Annotated in this window: 17 protein-coding genes and 1 other annotated feature (1 of these 18 only partly in view); all 17 genes read left to right on the top strand. The window is 46.8% G+C overall.

What is annotated here, in order from left to right; all coding sequences use genetic code 11:
- Positions 1-18: a sequence feature (ribosomal protein L10 leader region), on the top strand (it extends 129 nt beyond the left edge of the window).
- A gap of 102 nt (positions 19-120) precedes the next feature.
- The 17 genes from rplJ (at position 121) to rpsC (ending at position 18,211) form a co-directional block, all read left to right on the top strand.
- Positions 121-645, top strand: a complete 525-nt coding sequence (gene rplJ, locus LPY66_RS03650) for a 50S ribosomal protein L10 (RefSeq protein WP_337986745.1) — start codon at positions 121-123, stop codon at positions 643-645.
- A gap of 157 nt (positions 646-802) precedes the next feature.
- Positions 803-1,177 (top strand): 50S ribosomal protein L7/L12, encoded by a 375-nt coding sequence (gene rplL, locus LPY66_RS03655; protein WP_337986746.1) that lies wholly within the window; start codon positions 803-805, stop codon positions 1,175-1,177.
- Positions 1,178-1,990: 813 nt separating this feature from the next.
- Positions 1,991-5,428, top strand: a complete 3,438-nt coding sequence (gene rpoB, locus LPY66_RS03660) for a DNA-directed RNA polymerase subunit beta (RefSeq protein ID WP_337986747.1) — start codon at positions 1,991-1,993, stop codon at positions 5,426-5,428.
- A gap of 74 nt (positions 5,429-5,502) precedes the next feature.
- Positions 5,503-8,946, top strand: coding sequence for a DNA-directed RNA polymerase subunit beta' (gene rpoC / locus LPY66_RS03665; protein WP_337986748.1), 3,444 nt, complete (start codon positions 5,503-5,505; stop codon positions 8,944-8,946).
- Positions 8,947-9,066: 120 nt separating this feature from the next.
- The gene (locus tag LPY66_RS03670) at positions 9,067-9,318 is read left to right on the top strand and encodes a L7Ae/L30e/S12e/Gadd45 family ribosomal protein (RefSeq protein WP_337986749.1); all 252 of its coding nucleotides are present in this window, start codon (positions 9,067-9,069) and stop codon (positions 9,316-9,318) included.
- 87 nt (positions 9,319-9,405) lie between these two features.
- Entirely contained in the window at positions 9,406-9,825 is a 420-nt protein-coding gene (gene rpsL, locus LPY66_RS03675; RefSeq protein WP_337986750.1) for a 30S ribosomal protein S12, read from the top strand.
- 66 nt (positions 9,826-9,891) lie between these two features.
- Entirely contained in the window at positions 9,892-10,362 is a 471-nt protein-coding gene (rpsG, locus tag LPY66_RS03680; protein ID WP_337986751.1) for a 30S ribosomal protein S7, read from the top strand.
- A gap of 66 nt (positions 10,363-10,428) precedes the next feature.
- The gene (gene fusA, locus LPY66_RS03685; protein ID WP_337986752.1) at positions 10,429-12,507 is read left to right on the top strand and encodes an elongation factor G; all 2,079 of its coding nucleotides are present in this window, start codon (positions 10,429-10,431) and stop codon (positions 12,505-12,507) included.
- 92 nt (positions 12,508-12,599) lie between these two features.
- Positions 12,600-13,802 (top strand): elongation factor Tu, encoded by a 1,203-nt coding sequence (gene tuf / locus LPY66_RS03690; RefSeq protein WP_337986753.1) that lies wholly within the window; start codon positions 12,600-12,602, stop codon positions 13,800-13,802.
- A gap of 192 nt (positions 13,803-13,994) precedes the next feature.
- Positions 13,995-14,300, top strand: a complete 306-nt coding sequence (rpsJ, locus tag LPY66_RS03695) for a 30S ribosomal protein S10 (protein ID WP_015043943.1) — start codon at positions 13,995-13,997, stop codon at positions 14,298-14,300.
- Between the two features lie 168 nt (positions 14,301-14,468).
- On the top strand, positions 14,469-15,098 hold the full coding sequence (gene rplC / locus LPY66_RS03700) for a 50S ribosomal protein L3 (protein ID WP_337986754.1): 630 nt from the start codon (positions 14,469-14,471) through the stop codon (positions 15,096-15,098).
- Positions 15,099-15,121: 23 nt separating this feature from the next.
- Positions 15,122-15,754 carry a 50S ribosomal protein L4 gene (gene rplD / locus LPY66_RS03705; RefSeq protein ID WP_337986755.1) on the top strand — a complete coding sequence of 211 codons (633 nt, stop codon included), beginning with the start codon at positions 15,122-15,124 and terminating at the stop codon, positions 15,752-15,754.
- Positions 15,747-16,034 (top strand): 50S ribosomal protein L23, encoded by a 288-nt coding sequence (gene rplW / locus LPY66_RS03710; protein WP_337986756.1) that lies wholly within the window; start codon positions 15,747-15,749, stop codon positions 16,032-16,034. Before rplD ends, rplW begins: the two co-directional genes overlap by 8 nt.
- Before the next feature lie 17 nt (positions 16,035-16,051).
- The gene (rplB, locus tag LPY66_RS03715; protein WP_337986757.1) at positions 16,052-16,879 is read left to right on the top strand and encodes a 50S ribosomal protein L2; all 828 of its coding nucleotides are present in this window, start codon (positions 16,052-16,054) and stop codon (positions 16,877-16,879) included.
- A gap of 21 nt (positions 16,880-16,900) precedes the next feature.
- Entirely contained in the window at positions 16,901-17,182 is a 282-nt protein-coding gene (gene rpsS / locus LPY66_RS03720) for a 30S ribosomal protein S19 (protein WP_337986758.1), read from the top strand.
- A 20-nt stretch (positions 17,183-17,202) separates the two neighbouring features.
- Positions 17,203-17,544 (top strand): 50S ribosomal protein L22, encoded by a 342-nt coding sequence (gene rplV, locus LPY66_RS03725; RefSeq protein ID WP_337986759.1) that lies wholly within the window; start codon positions 17,203-17,205, stop codon positions 17,542-17,544.
- A gap of 7 nt (positions 17,545-17,551) precedes the next feature.
- Positions 17,552-18,211, top strand: coding sequence for a 30S ribosomal protein S3 (gene rpsC, locus LPY66_RS03730; protein ID WP_337986760.1), 660 nt, complete (start codon positions 17,552-17,554; stop codon positions 18,209-18,211).

Consider the following 18,211-nt stretch of genomic DNA (forward strand, 5'->3'; position numbering starts at 1 on the left):
GCATGTTTATTATCCATGACTGGATCAATACCGATTTTCTATCATCCATTAATTGCAGAAGCTGAAAATTCACTTTTGTTATGGAAGATAGAACCGTAACGTTTGGAAGGAGGTGTATATATGCCAAATTTTGATGAAAAGCAAAAAGTAGTCGAGGATATCAAACAGAAGTTTCAAGGGGCTTCCGGTGTCGTGCTGGCTGATTACAGAGGACTCACTGTGGCTCAGGTAACAAACTTAAGGGTGGAACTGCGTCAGGCCGGTGTCGAATACAGAGTATTAAAAAATACGATGGTTCGTCGCGCTGCTGATGAAATGGGTATCAAAGGCCTTGATGAATTTCTTGAAGGGCCGACTGCTTTAGCCTTTTCCGCCGATCCTGTTGCTCCTGCAAAAATTCTCAGTGAATTCAGCAAGAAGACTAAGACACTGACAATCAAAGCCGGAGTACTTGAGGGACGTGTCATTGACGCAGATAAAGTCAAAGACCTTGCTAACCTTCCCTCCAGAGAAGTCCTTCTCTCCCAGGTACTTGCCGGAATGCAGGGCCCGCTTCAGGGTATGGTCAATGTTCTGCAAGGACCTATCCGCAAATTTGGTTACGCTTTGGAAGAAGTTCGTAAACTTAAAGAAGCCCAAGCGTAGGTCGCAGTACGGGATTCGACGCCCGAGGCTCGATGCATGTGGAGATGCTGGCACGATCAGACATCTGACATTGGGAATCGGACGGTATCGGATGTGAACAAATTAAATATTCGGTTAAAAACAAAAAATTATGAATTATATTAAGGAGGAACCCCTAATGTCCAAAACTGCTGAAATTTTAGAAGCCGTAAAAGGCATGACTGTTCTTGAACTCTCTGAGCTGGTTAAAGCTTTTGAAGAAGAATTCGGTGTAAGCGCTGCTGCTCCTGCTGCCGCTGCTGCTCCTGCTGCCGCTGCAGCTGCACCTGTTGTTGAAGAACAGACTGAGTTTGATGTTATCCTGACCAGCGCCGGTGCTGCAAAAATCAACGTGATCAAAGTTGTTCGCGAAATCACCAGCCTGGGCTTAAAAGAAGCCAAAGACCTTGTTGACGGCGCTCCGAAGCCTGTTAAAGAGAAAGTTGCCAAAGATGAAGCAGAAGCTATTAAGGCTAAATTGGTTGAGGCCGGTGCCAGCGTAGAAATCAAATAATTGATTCTGCAATAACGATAATATCCTAATTGATATGACAAACACAGCCGGTTCTGCCGGCTGTGTTATTTTTTATTTTGCCTTCGGAATAAGACGGTATCCCAAATTCGCAATCGCATGCGAATTTGGGATGTTTTTGTGATCCTTCGCCTTAACGGTTGCTCCAAATTCGTCACTGGTGACGAATTTGGAGTATATTTTTAACGGCATTCATTGTCTATATCTTATTTAAGCCAATAATGATAAACTTTCTTTAAGGATTTGGAACAAAATCCTTTATTATTATGATTTTTATGGGTATAATAGAATATATTTGCACTATTTGGTAAATGGATATAATGGGGTTGATTGGAAAAAGAGATGACAGCTTTTAGCTATCAATGAAAATTATTCTTGACATTTGCGAATTCTCTTGTTAAGATTAATAACTGTCACTGTATTTTTGGCTAAAAAAACCAATAAAGTTGGGAGATAATAGTGTGGATGTATTGCATCTCATATGAGATAGCTCCATAAACATTGAAGCGAGGTTTTTCGTAAAAAAAGCCTTGCTTTTGGTTGTTTATGCCCTCCGTACTTTTATATGCCTTATCGATGCAGCACATGTCATGTTTTATGGGATCACTGGACTACATAACTAATTTACTTATTTATGTGCTTTTTTAAATAATAATTTGAAACATTCATTATTTCTTACGTGTTCTTTGTTAGTTTGTACAAAAAAATCGAATTGTTTCTTGTTTTGCTAGTGAATGACTAGTCTTCTGTTGGAACGAGAACGATCAGGAAATTATACTGGAAGGGTGAAACGGCATGGTTACTCCTATCAAAGTTGGAACAAGAGAACGGGCAAGTTATGCGAGGCTTAGGGAAGTTCTGGATATGCCCAACTTAATCGAAATTCAACAGAATTCCTATGAGTGGTTTCTGAGAGAAGGGCTGCGCGAAATGTTTCGCGATATTTCCCCCATTCAGGATTTTACCGGAAATCTGGTTTTGGAATTCATAGATTACAGTCTGGGCGATCCAAAGTATGAGGTAGAAGAGTGTAAAGAGCGCGATGTCACATTCGCAGCACCGCTAAGGGTTAAAGTCCGTCTTATTAATAAAGAAACGGGTGAAGTAAAAGAGCAGGAAGTATTTATGGGGGATTTCCCACTGATGACGGACAAAGGCACGTTCATTATTAATGGTGCCGAACGTGTTATCGTCAGTCAGTTAGTGCGGTCTCCGGGTGTTTACTATTCTGAGACAATTGACACCAGCGGCAAAAAGCTCTATGGCGCAACGATAATACCTAATCGCGGTGCATGGCTTGAGTTTGAAACGGATATCAATGACAATATTTTTGTCCGGGTGGACAGAACACGTAAACTGCCGGCAACAGTTCTGGTCAGAGCTCTGGGTTATGCAACAAATGGCCGTATACTCGAGGCATTTAACGATAATGAAAACATTCGAATAACTCTGGAAAGAGATAGTACGGAATCGACGGAAGAGGCACTGGTTGAAATATACAAACGGCTGCGCCCGGGTGAACCGCCTACAGTTGAGAGCGCCCGCGGACTCTTGGAATCACTTTTCTTTGATCCCAGACGGTATGATTTGGCAAAAGTCGGACGATATAAATTAAACAACAAACTCGGGCTTGATATTCCCCAGAACATTCGTCACCTGACATCTGAGGACATCCTGGCGTCTGTTTCTCGGCTATTGAATATTATAAATGGTGAGGGACATACGGATGATATCGACCACCTCGGCAATCGGCGCCTGCGTTCTGTTGGGGAGCTCCTGCAAAACCAATTCAGGATCGGTCTCTCCCGTATGGAAAGGGTCGTTAGGGAAAGAATGACGATTCAGGATATTGAGGGGATCACCCCCCAGGTCCTGATCAATATTCGTCCGGTTGTAGCGGCCATTAAAGAGTTCTTTGGAAGCAGCCAGTTATCGCAGTTTATGGATCAGACCAACCCTTTGGCTGAATTGACGCATAAGCGGCGCTTAAGTGCCTTGGGCCCGGGGGGCCTAAGCAGAGAGAGAGCGGGCTTTGAAGTGCGTGACGTACACCATTCTCACTATGGCCGTATGTGTCCGATTGAGACGCCTGAAGGACCGAACATCGGTTTAATTGGCTCTCTAAGTACGTACGGAAGAATTAATGAATATGGATTTATTGAGGCCCCGTACCGTAAAGTGGAAAATGGCAGGGTCACTGACGAAATTCATTACTTAACGGCTGATGAAGAAGAAAAATATATTATTGCCCAGGCTAATGCCGCCGTTAATGAGAACGGCCAATATATGAGTGAAAAGATCGAAGCCCGTCACGGTGAGGATTTTGTACTTGTTCCGCCTGTCAATATTCAATACATGGACGTTTCGCCGAAACAAATGGTTTCAATTGCCACAGCGCTCATCCCGTTCCTTGAGCATGACGACGCTAACCGTGCGCTGATGGGTTCCAACATGCAGCGGCAGGCTGTGCCTTTGCTTAGGACGGATGCTCCCTATATCGGTACCGGTATGGAATATAAAGCGGCTGTTGACTCCGGTGTTTGTCTGGTGTCACCCAAAGAAGGAACCGCAGTCAGGGTCACTTCGGATGAAATTATTATCCAGAACAACGACGGGACCACGACGCGCAACAAGCTGTTAAAGTATTTGCGCAGCAACCAGGGAACGTGCATCAACCAACGCCCGATCGTAGTCAAAGGGCAGAAAATTACCGCCGGTCAGGTCATTGCTGACGGCCCGTCCACAGATAATGGTGAATTAGCTTTGGGGCGTAACGTGCTTGTCGCCTTTATGCCCTGGGAAGGATATAACTATGAAGACGCTATCCTCATCAGTGAAAAACTGGTGAAGGAAGATTACTTTACGTCTATTCATATCGAAGAATATGAAGCCGACGCCCGTGACACCAAACTCGGACCGGAAGAAATAACCCGGGATATTCCCAATGTTGGTGAAGATGTACTGAAAGATCTTGACGAACGCGGAATCATTCGTATCGGTGCAGAAGTTCGCCCCGGAGATATCCTCGTGGGCAAAGTCACTCCGAAAGGAGAAACGGAACTGACTGCAGAAGAAAGGCTGCTAAGGGCTATCTTCGGCGAAAAGGCCAGAGAAGTTCGGGACACGTCACTTAGGGTTCCCCACGGCGAAGCCGGCAAAGTTGTTGATGTCAAGGTATTTAAACGCGAAAACGGTGATGAGCTGGCCCCGGGTGTCAACCAACTTGTCAGAGTCTATATTGCTCAGAAACGTAAGATTTCAGTCGGTGATAAGATGGCCGGAAGACACGGAAACAAAGGTGTTATTTCCAGAATCATGCGGCAGGAAGATATGCCGTTCATGCCGGATGGGACACCCATTGAAATTGTGCTTAACCCCCTGGGCGTACCTTCCCGTATGAATATCGGGCAGGTACTGGAGACACATCTGGGCTGGGCGGCAAGAGCACTTGGAATCTATATCGCGACACCGGTATTTGATGGAGCCAGAGAAGAGGACGTCTTTGAGACCTTGGCAAAAGCCGGCTTGCCGAATACCGGGAAATCAGTACTCTTTGATGGTCGAAGCGGTGAACCATTTGATAATGAAGTCACGGTCGGCATCATGTATATGCTGAAACTCCACCATTTGGTTGATGATAAAATCCACGCCCGTTCAACAGGACCATACTCCCTTGTTACGCAGCAGCCACTTGGCGGGAAAGCCCAATTTGGCGGTCAACGTTTTGGAGAAATGGAAGTCTGGGCACTCGAGGCTTATGGTGCATCCTTTACTTTACAGGAGATACTCACCGTTAAGTCTGACGACGTAGTCGGCAGGGTAAAGACCTACGAATCTATCGTTAAGGGCGAGAACATCCCGGAACCTGGCGTGCCGGAATCATTCAAGGTACTCATCAAGGAATTACAGAGCCTTGGCTTGGATGTCTCTGTGCTGTCTGAGGAAGACCAGGAAATTGAAATCAAAGATATGGATGAGGATGTTACTGAAGTCGCCCATGAATTAGGGATGGATGATCAATTCTCAGTTATCGGTGCCAATGATGAAAGCGGGATCGGGTTCGATAACGAGGATACAGCCGGTACGGATGATCTTGATGAGGAAGACGAAGATTTTGCCGCGATTGAATCACCAGGGCCGGTGCTTGTTGACGATTATGCCGACGACATGGCTGACAGCCTGGAAGAAAACCTGGACGATGATTTTGAAGATGATTTTGACCAGGAATTTTAATTCAGCCAAAGTCAGACCGATCTAAGGAATAGTCCCGATTGAAAAAAGCTTGCTGGGCGAAAGGAGAAAATACCGTGCTTGATGTAAATAATTTTGAGAGGATGCGTATCGGTTTAGCTTCCCCGGAAATGATCCGGAAGTGGTCCTATGGTGAAGTTAAGAAACCCGAAACCATCAATTACCGCACCTTAAAGCCCGAAAGAGAAGGCCTTTTCTGTGAGAAAATATTTGGACCTACCCGTGACTGGGAGTGCCATTGCGGAAAATATAAGAGAGTCCGTTATAAAGGGATCATATGTGATCGCTGCGGTGTCGAAGTGACACGTTCAAAAGTCCGTCGTGAGAGAATGGGTCATATTGAGCTTGCAGCACCGGTTTCCCATATCTGGTATTTTAAAGGAATACCCAGCAGAATGGGGCTTCTACTGGATATGTCTCCGCGTTCTCTGGAAAAAGTTCTTTATTTTGTTGCTTACATCGTTGTGGATCCGAAAGATACCTCTTTAATAAAAAAACAGTTGTTAACAGAGACAGAATACCGTGAAGCCAGAGAAAAATACGGTAATGGCTTTAAAGCCGAAATGGGTGCAGAGGCCATCAAGGAACTCTTGAGGGAAATTGATCTGGATAAGCTGAATTCGGAGCTCCGAACTGAGCTTAAAGAAGTCTCGGGGCAACGCAAAATCAGAGCCATTCGGCGTTTGGAAGTCGTTGAGGCATTTAAAAAGTCCGGAAACAGCCCGGAATGGATGATTCTCGATGCGATCCCGGTTATTCCGCCGGAACTTCGCCCCATGGTCCAGCTCGATGGCGGGCGGTTTGCCACTTCGGATCTCAATGACCTTTATCGCCGTGTTATCAACAGAAATAATCGTTTAAAGAAGCTGCTTGACCTGGGAGCTCCAGATATCATTGTGCGTAATGAAAAACGGATGCTTCAAGAAGCCGTGGATGCTTTGATCGATAATGGCCGCCGCGGCCGGCCGGTTACCGGTCCTGGAAACAGACCGCTCAAGAGTTTGAGCGATATGCTGAAGGGTAAACAGGGACGCTTCCGTCAAAACCTGTTAGGAAAACGTGTTGACTATTCCGGTCGATCCGTTATCGTTGTCGGCCCGACACTGAAACTTTCTCAGTGCGGACTGCCCAAAGAAATGGCTATTGAATTATTTAAGCCTTTTGTTATGAAGAATCTTGTTAACGAAGGCTATGCCCATAACATTAAGAGTGCTAAACGCATGGTAGAAAGAGTCCGGCCTGAAGTTTGGGATGTACTGGAGAAAGTTATTGCCGAACACCCTGTTCTCCTGAATCGTGCGCCAACGCTTCACAGATTGGGTATTCAAGCCTTTGAACCCGTTCTTGTCGAAGGTAAGGCACTGCAGATCCATCCGCTGGTTTGTACGGCATATAATGCTGACTTTGACGGCGACCAAATGGCAGTACACGTACCTTTGTCAGCCGAGGCGCAAGCTGAAGCCCGTTTGCTCATGCTTTCATCACATAATATTCTCAATCCAAAGGATGGACGTCCGGTGGCTTCGCCGACCAAAGACATGGTTTTAGGGTGTTATTATCTGACCATGGAAAGACCCGGTGCGCTAGGCGAAGGTAAAATATTCAAAGACCATGACGAAGCCGTTTTAGCCTATCAATCGAAAGCAGTTCATCTGCAGGCTATGATCAAAGTACGTAAGGATGGGAAATTGCTCGAGACAACGGTTGGCCGTTTGATATTCAATACGGTTATTCCGGAAGAGGCCGGCTACATCAATGAAATGGTAACAAAGAAATCACTGGATAGAATTGTTGCCAAGACCTATCGTTTCTGCGGTTATGAGAAAACAGCCTTACTTCTGGACGGTATTAAGAATTTAGGCTTCAGATACTCGACACAAGCCGGTGTTACCGTTGGTATTGACGATATTCAGGTCCCCGAATTGAAACGGTCTATATTGGCAGAAGCCGATGTTGCTGTCGCCAAGACAGAACAGCAATACCGCCGCGGTCTTATCACCGATGAGGAACGTAAGATTCTGGTTATCGAGATATGGACGAAAGCCAATGATGCCGTAACCAAAGCATTGATGGATTCTCTGGATAAGTTTAATCCTGTTTATATGATGGCTAACTCCGGTGCCCGTGGTAACATCCAGCAGCTGCGTCAGCTGGCGGGGATGCGCGGATTGATGGCTGACCCGTCCGGAAGAACGATCGAATTGCCGATTAAAGCAAACTTCCGTGAAGGACTTACCGTTCTTGAGTACTTCATCTCATCACACGGTGCTCGTAAAGGTTTGGCTGATACGGCACTGCGTACAGCCGATTCCGGTTACCTGACCCGCCGTCTTGTTGACGTATCACAGGACGTCATTGTCCGGGAAGACGACTGCGGCTCGGATAAAGGGATCATGGTTGAAGACATCAAAGAAGGCAGCGAAATGATCGAAAAACTGGAAGAGCGTCTGGTTGGACGTTACTTGGTCAGAGAAATCATTCATCCGGAAACAGGAGAACTTTTAGCTTCACCGGATAAGGAAATTAATGAAGAGCAAGCGAAGGCGATAGCCGACGCCTTTGAAAAAGTGGAGATCCGCTCAGTGCTGAACTGCAAGACCCGTTACGGCGTATGCAAAAAATGCTATGGTCGGAATCTTGCTACCGGTCGCCAAGTTGAAATCGGTGAAGCCGTCGGGATTATTGCTGCTCAATCTATTGGCGAACCCGGAACACAGCTTACGATGCGTACATTCCATACCGGCGGAGTTGCCGGCGATGATATTACCCAAGGTTTGCCGAGGGTTGAGGAATTATTCGAAGCGCGCAAACCGAAAGGCCAAGCGATCATTACTGAAGTTGGCGGAACGGTCGCGATCAGGGAAATCAAGGGGCGCAGAGAAGTCGAAGTCACAACCGAAACCGGTGAGCAGGAAGTCTATACGATCCCGTTTGGTTCCCGTCTGAAAGTCAAGGAGGGTCAAGTAATTTCCCCCGGTGATGAATTGACGGAAGGCAGCGTCAATCCGCACGATACGCTCAAGATCAAAGGCATCACCGGTGTTCAGGTATATCTCTTGGGTGAAGTTCAGCGTGTTTATCGTCTGCAAGGGGTTGATATCAATGATAAACACATTGAAGTCATGGTCAGGCAGATGCTGAGAAAAGTCAAAATCGAAGAATCCGGCGATACCAGCCTGCTGCCTGGCGGACTGATCGATATCTTCGAGTTTGATGAGGAGAATGAAAGAGTCATTGCTGCGGGCGGTGAACCTGCTGAATCACGTCCGGTGCTGCTCGGAATCACCAAGGCATCCTTGGCAACCGATTCATTCCTGTCGGCTGCATCCTTCCAGGAAACGACCCGTGTCCTCACGGAAGCTGCTATTAAAGGGAAGGTTGACCCCTTGATCGGTCTCAAAGAGAACGTCATTATAGGGAAATTGATTCCTGCCGGGACAGGGATGAACAAATACCGTAACGTAAAAATTACCGAAGAAGGGGTCTTGCACTCCTCGTAAGAGGGGTGCCCTGACCCAAAGATATACCGTGTGTACGAAATTTGTATTCTTGACACGGAAAAAGGCTACTGCTAAAATAGTATAGTCTGATTTTAAAATAGGGGAGGAAAGCATTATTAAATGCTTGATGCATCTATTAAAAAGGCACAAAATGTGGTTGTTGGCATAAAGCAAACCATACGATCCCTGGAAAAAGGCGAAGTTAGCTGGGTTTATCTTGCCCAAGATGCCGATGCAAAAATGATTCGCCCTATTCGGGAAATGTGTGCCGCCAGACAGATCGAAATCAAAGAAGTGCCGACGATGTCCGAACTAGGCAAAGCCTGTGGCATCAAAGTGGGAGCTGCCGTCGCAGCAGTGCTGATAAGCTGAGACGGAGTATGCCTTCGACATTTTTTTGGTTCATTAACATTATAAAAACATCAAAAAATGATAATCTTATTGGAAGGAGGTGCAGCTATGCCGACAATTCACCAGCTTATCCGCAAAGGGAGAGAAAAAGTTATTGCGAAATCTACCGCTCCGGCTCTGCAATGGGGTCATAATTCGCTGAAACGCAAAGATTTCCCATCCGGTGGTTCGCCTCAAAAGAGAGGGGTATGTACAAGAGTATATACCACAACACCGAAAAAACCGAACTCTGCCCTGAGAAAGGTAGCCCGTGTCCGTCTGACAAATGGCATTGAAATAACCACGTATATCCCTGGAATTGGCCACAATCTTCAAGAGCACTCCGTTGTTCTTGTTCGCGGAGGTCGTGTTAAGGATCTTCCGGGCGTACGTTACCATATCGTTCGCGGCGCATTGGATACTACCGGTGTTCAAAACCGCAATCAGGCCCGTTCCAAATATGGAGCGAAGAGACCCAAGAAGAAATAATTCGACAGCAAGATGGCAACTATAGAGTAGTTATGCTCGTAGTACGTTGAGAAAGGAGGAATACTAGTGCCCAGAAAAGGTTATATTGCTAAAAGAGAAATCCTGCCTGATCCGATCTACAAGAATAAGACTGTCTCCCGATTTATCAACCAGATTATGTTAGATGGTAAAAAAGGCGTTGCGGAAGCGAATTGCTACAATGCATTCCAAATTATTCAGGAAAAGACAGGCAAGGACCCGATAGAAGTATTTGAAGCAGCATTGAAAAATGTGATGCCCGTACTGGAAGTCAAAGCACGCAGAGTCGGTGGTGCCAACTATCAGGTGCCCATCGAAGTCCGTGCTGACCGTCGTCAGACCCTCGGCATTCGCTGGCTGGTGGAGTATGCCCGTAAACGGGGAGAAAAGACCATGCAGGAGAAGCTCGCCGGTGAACTGATGGATGCAGCGAACAGTACTGGCGGTTCGTTCAAAAAGAAAGAGGATACCCATAAGATGGCCGAAGCAAACAAGGCATTTGCACATTATCGCTGGTAATCATACAGAGAAGTGTTTGGGGTGTTACTTTTAGATTTTTATTTTCTGGAGAAAGGCTGATAATAAGTGGCAAGGCAAGTTCCCTTGGAGAAAACTCGGAATATCGGTATCATGGCCCATATTGATGCTGGAAAGACCACAACAACAGAGCGCATTTTGTTTTACACTGGCCGCGTTCATAAAATCGGTGAAGTACATGATGGTGCAGCGACTATGGACTGGATGGTTCAGGAGCAGGAACGTGGTATCACCATTACCTCTGCTGCTACTACCTGTCAATGGAACGGGCACAATATTAACATCATCGATACACCCGGACACGTTGATTTTACAGTTGAAGTTGAACGCTCGTTGCGTGTTCTTGATGGTGCTGTTGCTGTATTCTGTTCGGTTGGCGGTGTTGAACCTCAATCAGAGACAGTATGGCGCCAAGCCGACAAATATGGGGTACCCCGTATCGCCTATATCAATAAGATGGACAGAGTTGGGGCGGATTTTTTCCGTGGAGTCTCCATGATTGTTGATCGATTGGGATCCAATCCTGTTCCTATCCAAATTCCGATCGGTGCGGAAGATAAGTTTATAGGTTTTATTGATTTAGTTACCATGAAAGCAACTGTTTACACCGACGACCTTGGAACCGCGAGTGACACCAGTGATATTCCTGCTGATCTGCTAGAACTCGCTCAGGAATATCGCGAAAAACTCCTCGAAGCAGTTTCCGATGTCGACGAAGAAATCATGATGAAATTTCTTGAGGGCGGAGAAATTACAGAGCAAGAGATCAAACGGGCGATCCGTATCGGTACTATCGGTTTGAAATTCATTCCGGTACTTTGTGGGTCATCCTTTAAAAACAAAGGCGTACAGCCTTTGCTTGATGCTGTCGTGGATTATATGCCCTCACCTCTCGATGTTCCTGCTATTCAGGGTGTCAATCCGGATACCGGTGAAGAGGATGTTCGTAACTCGGACGACAATGCACCGTTTTCTGCGCTGGCATTTAAGATTATGGCCGATCCTTATGTCGGGAAACTCACTTTTTTCCGGGTTTATTCCGGGACATTGAGTGCGGGTACGTATATTACGAACTCGACGAAAGGCAAGAAGGAAAGAATTGGTCGAATCCTTCGGATGCACGCGAATCACCGTGAAGATGTGGATGAAGTCCGGGCCGGCGATATCGCCGCCGCTGTCGGGATCAAAGAAGTCAGCACCGGTGATACCCTGTGCGATGAAAAGAGCAGGATTATTCTTGAATCCATGGTGTTCCCCGAACCGGTTATCCATATCGCCATTGAGCCCAAGACCAAGGCCGATCAGGAGAAACTTGGCGGATCACTGGCCAAGCTGGCAGAAGAAGATCCGACGTTTAAAATGCGGACAGACGAAGAAACCGGGCAGACCATTATATCCGGGATGGGCGAGCTCCATCTTGAGATTATCGTTGACAGACTGCAGAGAGAATTCAAAGTAGACTGCAATGTAGGCCGTCCTCAGGTTGCTTATAAAGAATCGATCCGCAAATCGGTCAAAGCCGAAGGTAAATATGTCCGTCAGTCCGGCGGACGCGGACAGTATGGTCATTGCTGGGTTGAATTCGAACCCCTCGAACAGGGCACAGGTTATGTATTTGAAAGTAAAATCGTCGGCGGTGTTATTCCTAAAGAATACATCTCCCCGATCGGCGCAGGCATCGAAGAGGCCCTGCAAAATGGTATACTTGCCGGATATCCGGTTCTGGATATCAAAGCAACCGTTGTAGACGGATCCTACCATGATGTTGACTCTTCGGAAATGGCCTTCAAAATTGCCGGTTCAATGGCCTTTAAAGCCGCTGCTTCCAAAGCAGATCCGTGTATCCTCGAGCCTACGATGAAGGTGGAAGTCACTGTACCGGAAGAGTATATGGGTGACGTTATGGGTGATTTGAACTCACGCCGAGGCAGAATCGAAGGGATGGAAGCACGTTCGGGCGCCCAGATCATCCGGGCCTTTGTACCGCTTTCAGAAATGTTTGGTTATGCCACAGAATTGCGTTCCCGTACTCAAGGCAGGGGCGTTTACAGCATGCAGTTTGACCACTATGATGAAGTGCCCAAAAATATCGCCGAAGGCATCATCGCCAAGCGGCAGGGGGCTTAGTAAATAAGCTGCACTTAGCCTGTAGGAAGAATAACGCTTTCTGCAGACGAAAAAATTAAAAAGGTATAAATTTTTTTAAGGAGTGAAACAAAATGGGTAAACAAAAATTTGACCGCACCAAACCTCACGTTAACGTTGGAACAATTGGCCACGTTGACCATGGTAAAACGACCACGACTGCTGCGATTACATTTGTATTGTCTAAGGTAGGTGGCGCAGTCGCTACTGCTTTCGATCAAATCGACAAAGCACCTGAAGAGCGTGAGCGTGGCATCACCATTTCCACAGCCCACGTTGAGTATGAAACAGCTAACAGACACTATGCGCACGTTGACTGCCCAGGCCACGCTGACTATGTTAAAAACATGATCACCGGTGCTGCCCAGATGGACGGCGCTATCCTGGTTGTTTCCGCTGCTGACGGCCCGATGCCGCAGACGCGTGAGCATATCCTCTTAGCCCGTCAGGTAGGTGTACCTTACATCGTTGTATGGCTTAACAAAGTTGACATGGTAGATGATCCGGAACTTCTCGAACTGGTTGAAATGGAAGTTCGTGAACTGTTAAGCGAATATGAATTCCCCGGTGATGACATTCCTGTAGTTCCCGGTTCCGGCTTAAAAGCTCTGGAATGCGGCTGCGGACAGAGAGACTGCGAATGGTGTGGCAAGATCTGGAATCTGATGGATGCTGTTGACAGCTATGTACCAGAGCCGGAGCGTGCTATTGATAAACCGTTCCTGATGCCTGTAGAAGATGTATTCACAATTACCGGACGTGGTACGGTTGCTACCGGCCGTGTTGAGCGTGGTATCCTTAAAGTCGGCGACGAAATCGAAATCGTCGGCATGACAGAAAAACCCCGCAAAACTGTTTGCACAGGCGTTGAAATGTTCCGTAAATTACTCGATCAGGCTCAGGCCGGTGACAACATCGGTGCGCTGCTCCGCGGTGTTGAGCGTAAAGACATCGAGCGTGGTCAGGTTCTGGCGAAACCAGCCAGCATCAAACCGCACACCAAATTTACCGGAGAAGTTTACATTCTGAGTAAAGAAGAAGGCGGACGTCATACACCGTTCTTTAATAACTACCGTCCTCAGTTCTACTTCAGAACCACAGACGTTACCGGTGTGATCAAACTGCCGGAAGGCGTTGAAATGATTATGCCTGGTGACCGCGTCACGATTGAATGCGAACTGATTACGCCAATTGCTATGGATGAAGGACTTCGTTTCGCTATCCGTGAAGGCGGACGTACCGTTGGATCCGGCGTTGTAGCCAAAGTTGTTGAATAATATGGTTTGCTGATAGCCGAAATGGGGAGCTGCCAGAGGAGAATCAAAGCAGCTTCCCTTCCGGCGCTTATCGCCAGTTTGATATGTCAGATTTTACGCAAAAGGTTGCTGCCTGCAGTGACTCCGCTGCAGAGCAGGGAATTTTTGCGCTCATCGCCTGTATAACAGGCACAAAATTTAGGAGGTATAATCATGAATCAAAAAATCAGAATCAGACTCAAGGCTTTTGATCACAAGACATTAGATCAGTCGGCAGAAAGAATTGTTGATACGGCGAAGAGAACGGGTGCCAGTGTTAACGGCCCGATTCCGCTGCCAACAGAAAAAAGTATTTACACCATTCTGCGTTCTCCACACGTGAATAAGGATTCCCGCGAGCAGTTTGAAATGCGGACTCATAAGAGATTGATCGATATCATTGATCCGACATCAAAAACCGTTGATGCATTGATGCGCTTAGATCTTCCCTCTGGTGTAGATATCGAAATTAAATTATAATTCTACTGGTATTTGCCAAACATTTGTGGTATAATAGATATGTTTGTGGCGCGAAACACCCGGGGGTGTGGAACATCCGGGGAATCGCAGTTGCACAGAAAATAAATTTATAACGCTATTGTGCTCCGTTTTGTGCGGTGCACTTCAAAGTGTCTAGGAGGTGGCGTCGTGTCTAGAGGAATTCTAGGAAGAAAAGTGGGTATGACCCAAATCTTTGCAGAAGACGGAAAGGTAATTCCGGTTACTGTCGTTCAGGCCGGTCCTTGCTTTGTTCTGCAGAAAAAAACAACAGCAACGGATGGGTATAATGCCATTCAGGTTGGGTATGACGAGAAAAGAGATAATCTCGCAACGAAGCCTGAGAAAGGTCATTTCAAGAAGTCCGGTATTAAAATTTTACGTTTTGTAAGAGAGTTTAAGACTGCAGATGTAGATTCTTATGAAATCGGTCAGGAGATCAAGGCGGATGTCTTTGCGGTAGGGGATAAAGTCGATGTTGTCGGCACATCCAAAGGCAAAGGGTTTGCTGGGATGCATAAGCGTCACGGATCTCGCCGCGGTCCGATGGGTCATGGTTCCAAGTATCATCATCGTACGGGTTCCATGGGCGCGAAAGGGCCGGCTCGTGTTTTTAAAGGAAGAAATTTACCTGGCCGCACAGGTGGCGAGCGTGTAACTGTTCAAAACCTGGAAGTCGTGCGGGTTGATACTGATAAAAACTATATCCTGGTCAGAGGATGTGTGCCAGGTGCTAAAAAGAGCCTGCTGATACTGAAAGAATCGGTAAAAGCGAAATAATTCGCCGGAAAGGAGGATATGCAATGCCTAAGGTACAAGTTGTAAATATGCAGGGATCTCCTGTTGAAGAAATTGAATTAAATGAGTTGATTTTCGGGATCGAACCCAATAACAGCGTTATGCACTCTGCTGTTGTTGCTCAGTTAGCCAATGCCAGGGTTGGTACTCAATCCGCATTAACCCGGAGCGAAGTACGGGGCGGCGGACGCAAACCATGGAGACAAAAAGGTACTGGCCGTGCGAGAGCCGGTACGATTCGTTCTCCCCTTTGGAGAGGCGGCGGTATCGTTTTTGCACCGAAACCGAGAGATTACAGCAAAAAGCTTCCCAAAAAAGTAAAAAGGCTGGCGCTGTGCTCCGCACTGTCCAGCAAGGTTATTGACAACAGCCTGATTGTCGTTGATCAAATTAGCTTTGAAAAGCCAAAAACCAAAGAAATGGTCAAAATGCTTGAAGCGCTTAAAGTCAGTAAAAAAGCGATGGTTGTTTTAGAAGGCTGCGACGAAAACAATGTGATGACTTCAGCACGCAACATTGAAGGTGTCATTATCTCTCGTGCTGATACGTTAAATGTTGTTGATCTTTTGAAATATGATTATGTCGTATTTACGAAGGCGGCTGTGATGAAGACTGAGGAGGTGCTGAGCAATGCGTGATGCACGTGACGTTCTGATTCGACCGGTCGTTTCTGAGAAATCTGTCGGATTGGTTGAAGAAAATAAATACTCCTTCTGGGTTAGCACGGCTGCAAATAAGATTGAAATTAAAGCTGCTGTTGAAAAGATGTTTAAAGTCAAAGTTGCTGACGTTCATACCATGAAGGTAGTTGGAAAAGAAAAACGCCAGGGCCGTTATGTTGGCAAGACTCCGGATAGGAAAAAGGCCATCGTGACTTTACAGCCTGGCAACAAAATCGAAGGATTTGCAGGTCTGTAAGCAAAGGAGGGAAAGTAATGCCAATTAAATCATACAAACCAACATCACCTGGACGCAGACAGATGACTGCGCTCACGTATGAGGAGATAACCAGGACAGAACCTGAACGTTCCCTTCTCGCTCCCCTGCGCAGAAAGGGCGGAAGGAATAACGAAGGCCGTCTGACGATTCGTCATCAGGGCGGCGGTCATAAAAGACGCTACCGTCTGATTGATTTCAAACGGAATAAAGATGGCATACCGGCCAGAGTGGCCAGCATCGAGTACGATCCGAACCGTTCCGCAAATATCGCTCTTCTGAACTACGCCGACGGTTTCAAAACGTATATCATTGCACCAAACGGTGTGAAGGTTGGTCAGGAAATCGAAAGTGGTGAAAAGGCCGATATCAAAATCGGTAACACGTTGAAGCTTAAAAACATACCGGTCGGTACGCTTATTCACAACATCGAAATGAAACCGGGAAAAGGCGGTCAGCTCGTACGCTCTGCAGGTGCTTCGGCCCAGCTGATGGCGAAAGAGGGCAGTTATGCGACACTTAGACTTCCTTCGGGTGAAATGAGAATGATCCATATCGAGTGCCGGGCTACCATTGGTCAAGTCGGTAACCTCGATTACGAAAATGTCACCATTGGTAAAGCCGGAAGAAACCGCTGGCTGGGAATTCGTCCGACGGTTCGTGGTTCTGTTATGAACCCGGTAGACCATCCCCACGGTGGTGGTGAGGGACGTAACCCGATCGGGCGTAATCCGGTCACTCCTTGGGGTAAACCTGCCCTTGGGGCAAAGACCCGCAAGAAGAAAAACCAGAGCAATCGATTTATTGTAAAGCGTAGAGATAAGTAGTAAGCGAAAGGAGACCTCATAATGGGCAGATCTCTAAAAAAGGGACCGTTTGTCGAAGTTCGTCTGCTGCAACGGATCGAAGATATGAATAAGAGTGGCGAAAAAAGAGTATTAAAAACGTGGTCCAGACGTTCCACCATTTTCCCGCAGATGATCGGTCATACGATCGCGGTTCATGACGGAAGGAAACACGTACCGGTATATGTTACTGAAGATATGGTTGGACACAAACTTGGTGAGTTTGCAATGACCCGGACGTATAAAGGACATGCCGGAAGCGAAAAATCGAGCGGCTTACGCTAGTTGAGAGGAGGTAAAGAAAAATGGAAACAAAAGCAGTAGCTAAATTTATCCGTATCTCTCCTCGCAAGGTGCGCCTGGTTGTCGATTTGATTCGCGGCAAAAAGGTCGAAGAAGCAATGGCGATCCTCAAATTTACACCGAACATCTCCGCTGAGCCGGTGAGCAAGGTACTCAGATCTGCAGTTGCCAATGCTGAACACAACCTGGAAATGAGTCCGGATGATCTATTTGTTACCAAAGTATTCGTTGATCAGGGACCAACCTTGAAACGTATCATGCCCAGAGCGCAGGGTAGAGCTGACAGGATTCGTAAACGGACCAGTCACATTACCGTTGTTGTCGGGGATAAGAAGGAGGATTAGACTAAGCATGGGTCAAAAAGTTAATCCCAAAGGTCTTCGTATTGGCATTATCCGTTCCTGGGAAGGCCGCTGGTATGCTGATAAAAATTACAGTGAGCTCCTTCACGAAGACTTAAAGATTCGAAAATTTGTTATCGAAAAACTCCAACAAGCCGGAGTGCCTAAAGTAGAAATAGAACGTGCTGCAAACCGGGTCAAAGTCTCTGTACATGCTGCCAAACCGGGTATCGTTATCGGACGTGGCGGGGCAGAAGTAGAAAACCTGCGTAAAGCACTGGAAGTAATGACCGGTAAACAAGTTGCAGTCAATATTGTTGAAATCAAAAAACCTGAACTGGATGCCAAACTCGTTGCTGACAGTGTTGCACAGCAGCTGGAGAAACGTATCTCCTTCCGTAGAGCAATGAAGCAGACCGTGGGTCGTACCATGCGTTCCGGCGCTCAGGGAATCAAGATTTCCTGCAGCGGACGCTTAGGCGGTGCGGAAATTGCGCGTACCGAGTGGTATAACGAAGGCAAAGTGCCGCTTCATACTCTGCGCGCGGATATCGACTATGGATTTTCTGAAGCCAATACCACGTATGGCAAAATTGGCGTAAAAGTATGGATCTACCGTGGAGAAGTTCTTCCGACCAAGAAGGCAGTCCAGGAGGAAGGAGGAGTATAA

The sequence above is a fragment of the Dehalobacter sp. DCM genome, from assembly GCF_024972775.1.
Classification (GTDB): domain Bacteria; phylum Bacillota; class Desulfitobacteriia; order Desulfitobacteriales; family Syntrophobotulaceae; genus Dehalobacter.

Bases quoted from the DNA above. Each gene is read 5' to 3' on its own strand.
- rpsL (WP_337986750.1), top strand. From the start codon at position 9,406: ATGCCGACAATTCACCAGCTTATCCGCAAAGGGAGAGAAAAAGTTATT.
- rpoB (WP_337986747.1), top strand. From the start codon at position 1,991: ATGGTTACTCCTATCAAAGTTGGAACAAGAGAACGGGCAAGTTATGCG.
- rplJ (WP_337986745.1), top strand. From the start codon at position 121: ATGCCAAATTTTGATGAAAAGCAAAAAGTAGTCGAGGATATCAAACAG.
- rplV (WP_337986759.1), top strand. From the start codon at position 17,203: ATGGAAACAAAAGCAGTAGCTAAATTTATCCGTATCTCTCCTCGCAAG.
- rplW (WP_337986756.1), top strand. From the start codon at position 15,747: ATGCGTGATGCACGTGACGTTCTGATTCGACCGGTCGTTTCTGAGAAA.
- rpsC (WP_337986760.1), top strand. From the start codon at position 17,552: ATGGGTCAAAAAGTTAATCCCAAAGGTCTTCGTATTGGCATTATCCGT.
- rpsS (WP_337986758.1), top strand. From the start codon at position 16,901: ATGGGCAGATCTCTAAAAAAGGGACCGTTTGTCGAAGTTCGTCTGCTG.
- LPY66_RS03670 (WP_337986749.1), top strand. From the start codon at position 9,067: ATGCTTGATGCATCTATTAAAAAGGCACAAAATGTGGTTGTTGGCATA.
- rplD (WP_337986755.1), top strand. From the start codon at position 15,122: ATGCCTAAGGTACAAGTTGTAAATATGCAGGGATCTCCTGTTGAAGAA.
- rplL (WP_337986746.1), top strand. From the start codon at position 803: ATGTCCAAAACTGCTGAAATTTTAGAAGCCGTAAAAGGCATGACTGTT.
- rpsJ (WP_015043943.1), top strand. From the start codon at position 13,995: ATGAATCAAAAAATCAGAATCAGACTCAAGGCTTTTGATCACAAGACA.
- rplB (WP_337986757.1), top strand. From the start codon at position 16,052: ATGCCAATTAAATCATACAAACCAACATCACCTGGACGCAGACAGATG.
- tuf (WP_337986753.1), top strand. From the start codon at position 12,600: ATGGGTAAACAAAAATTTGACCGCACCAAACCTCACGTTAACGTTGGA.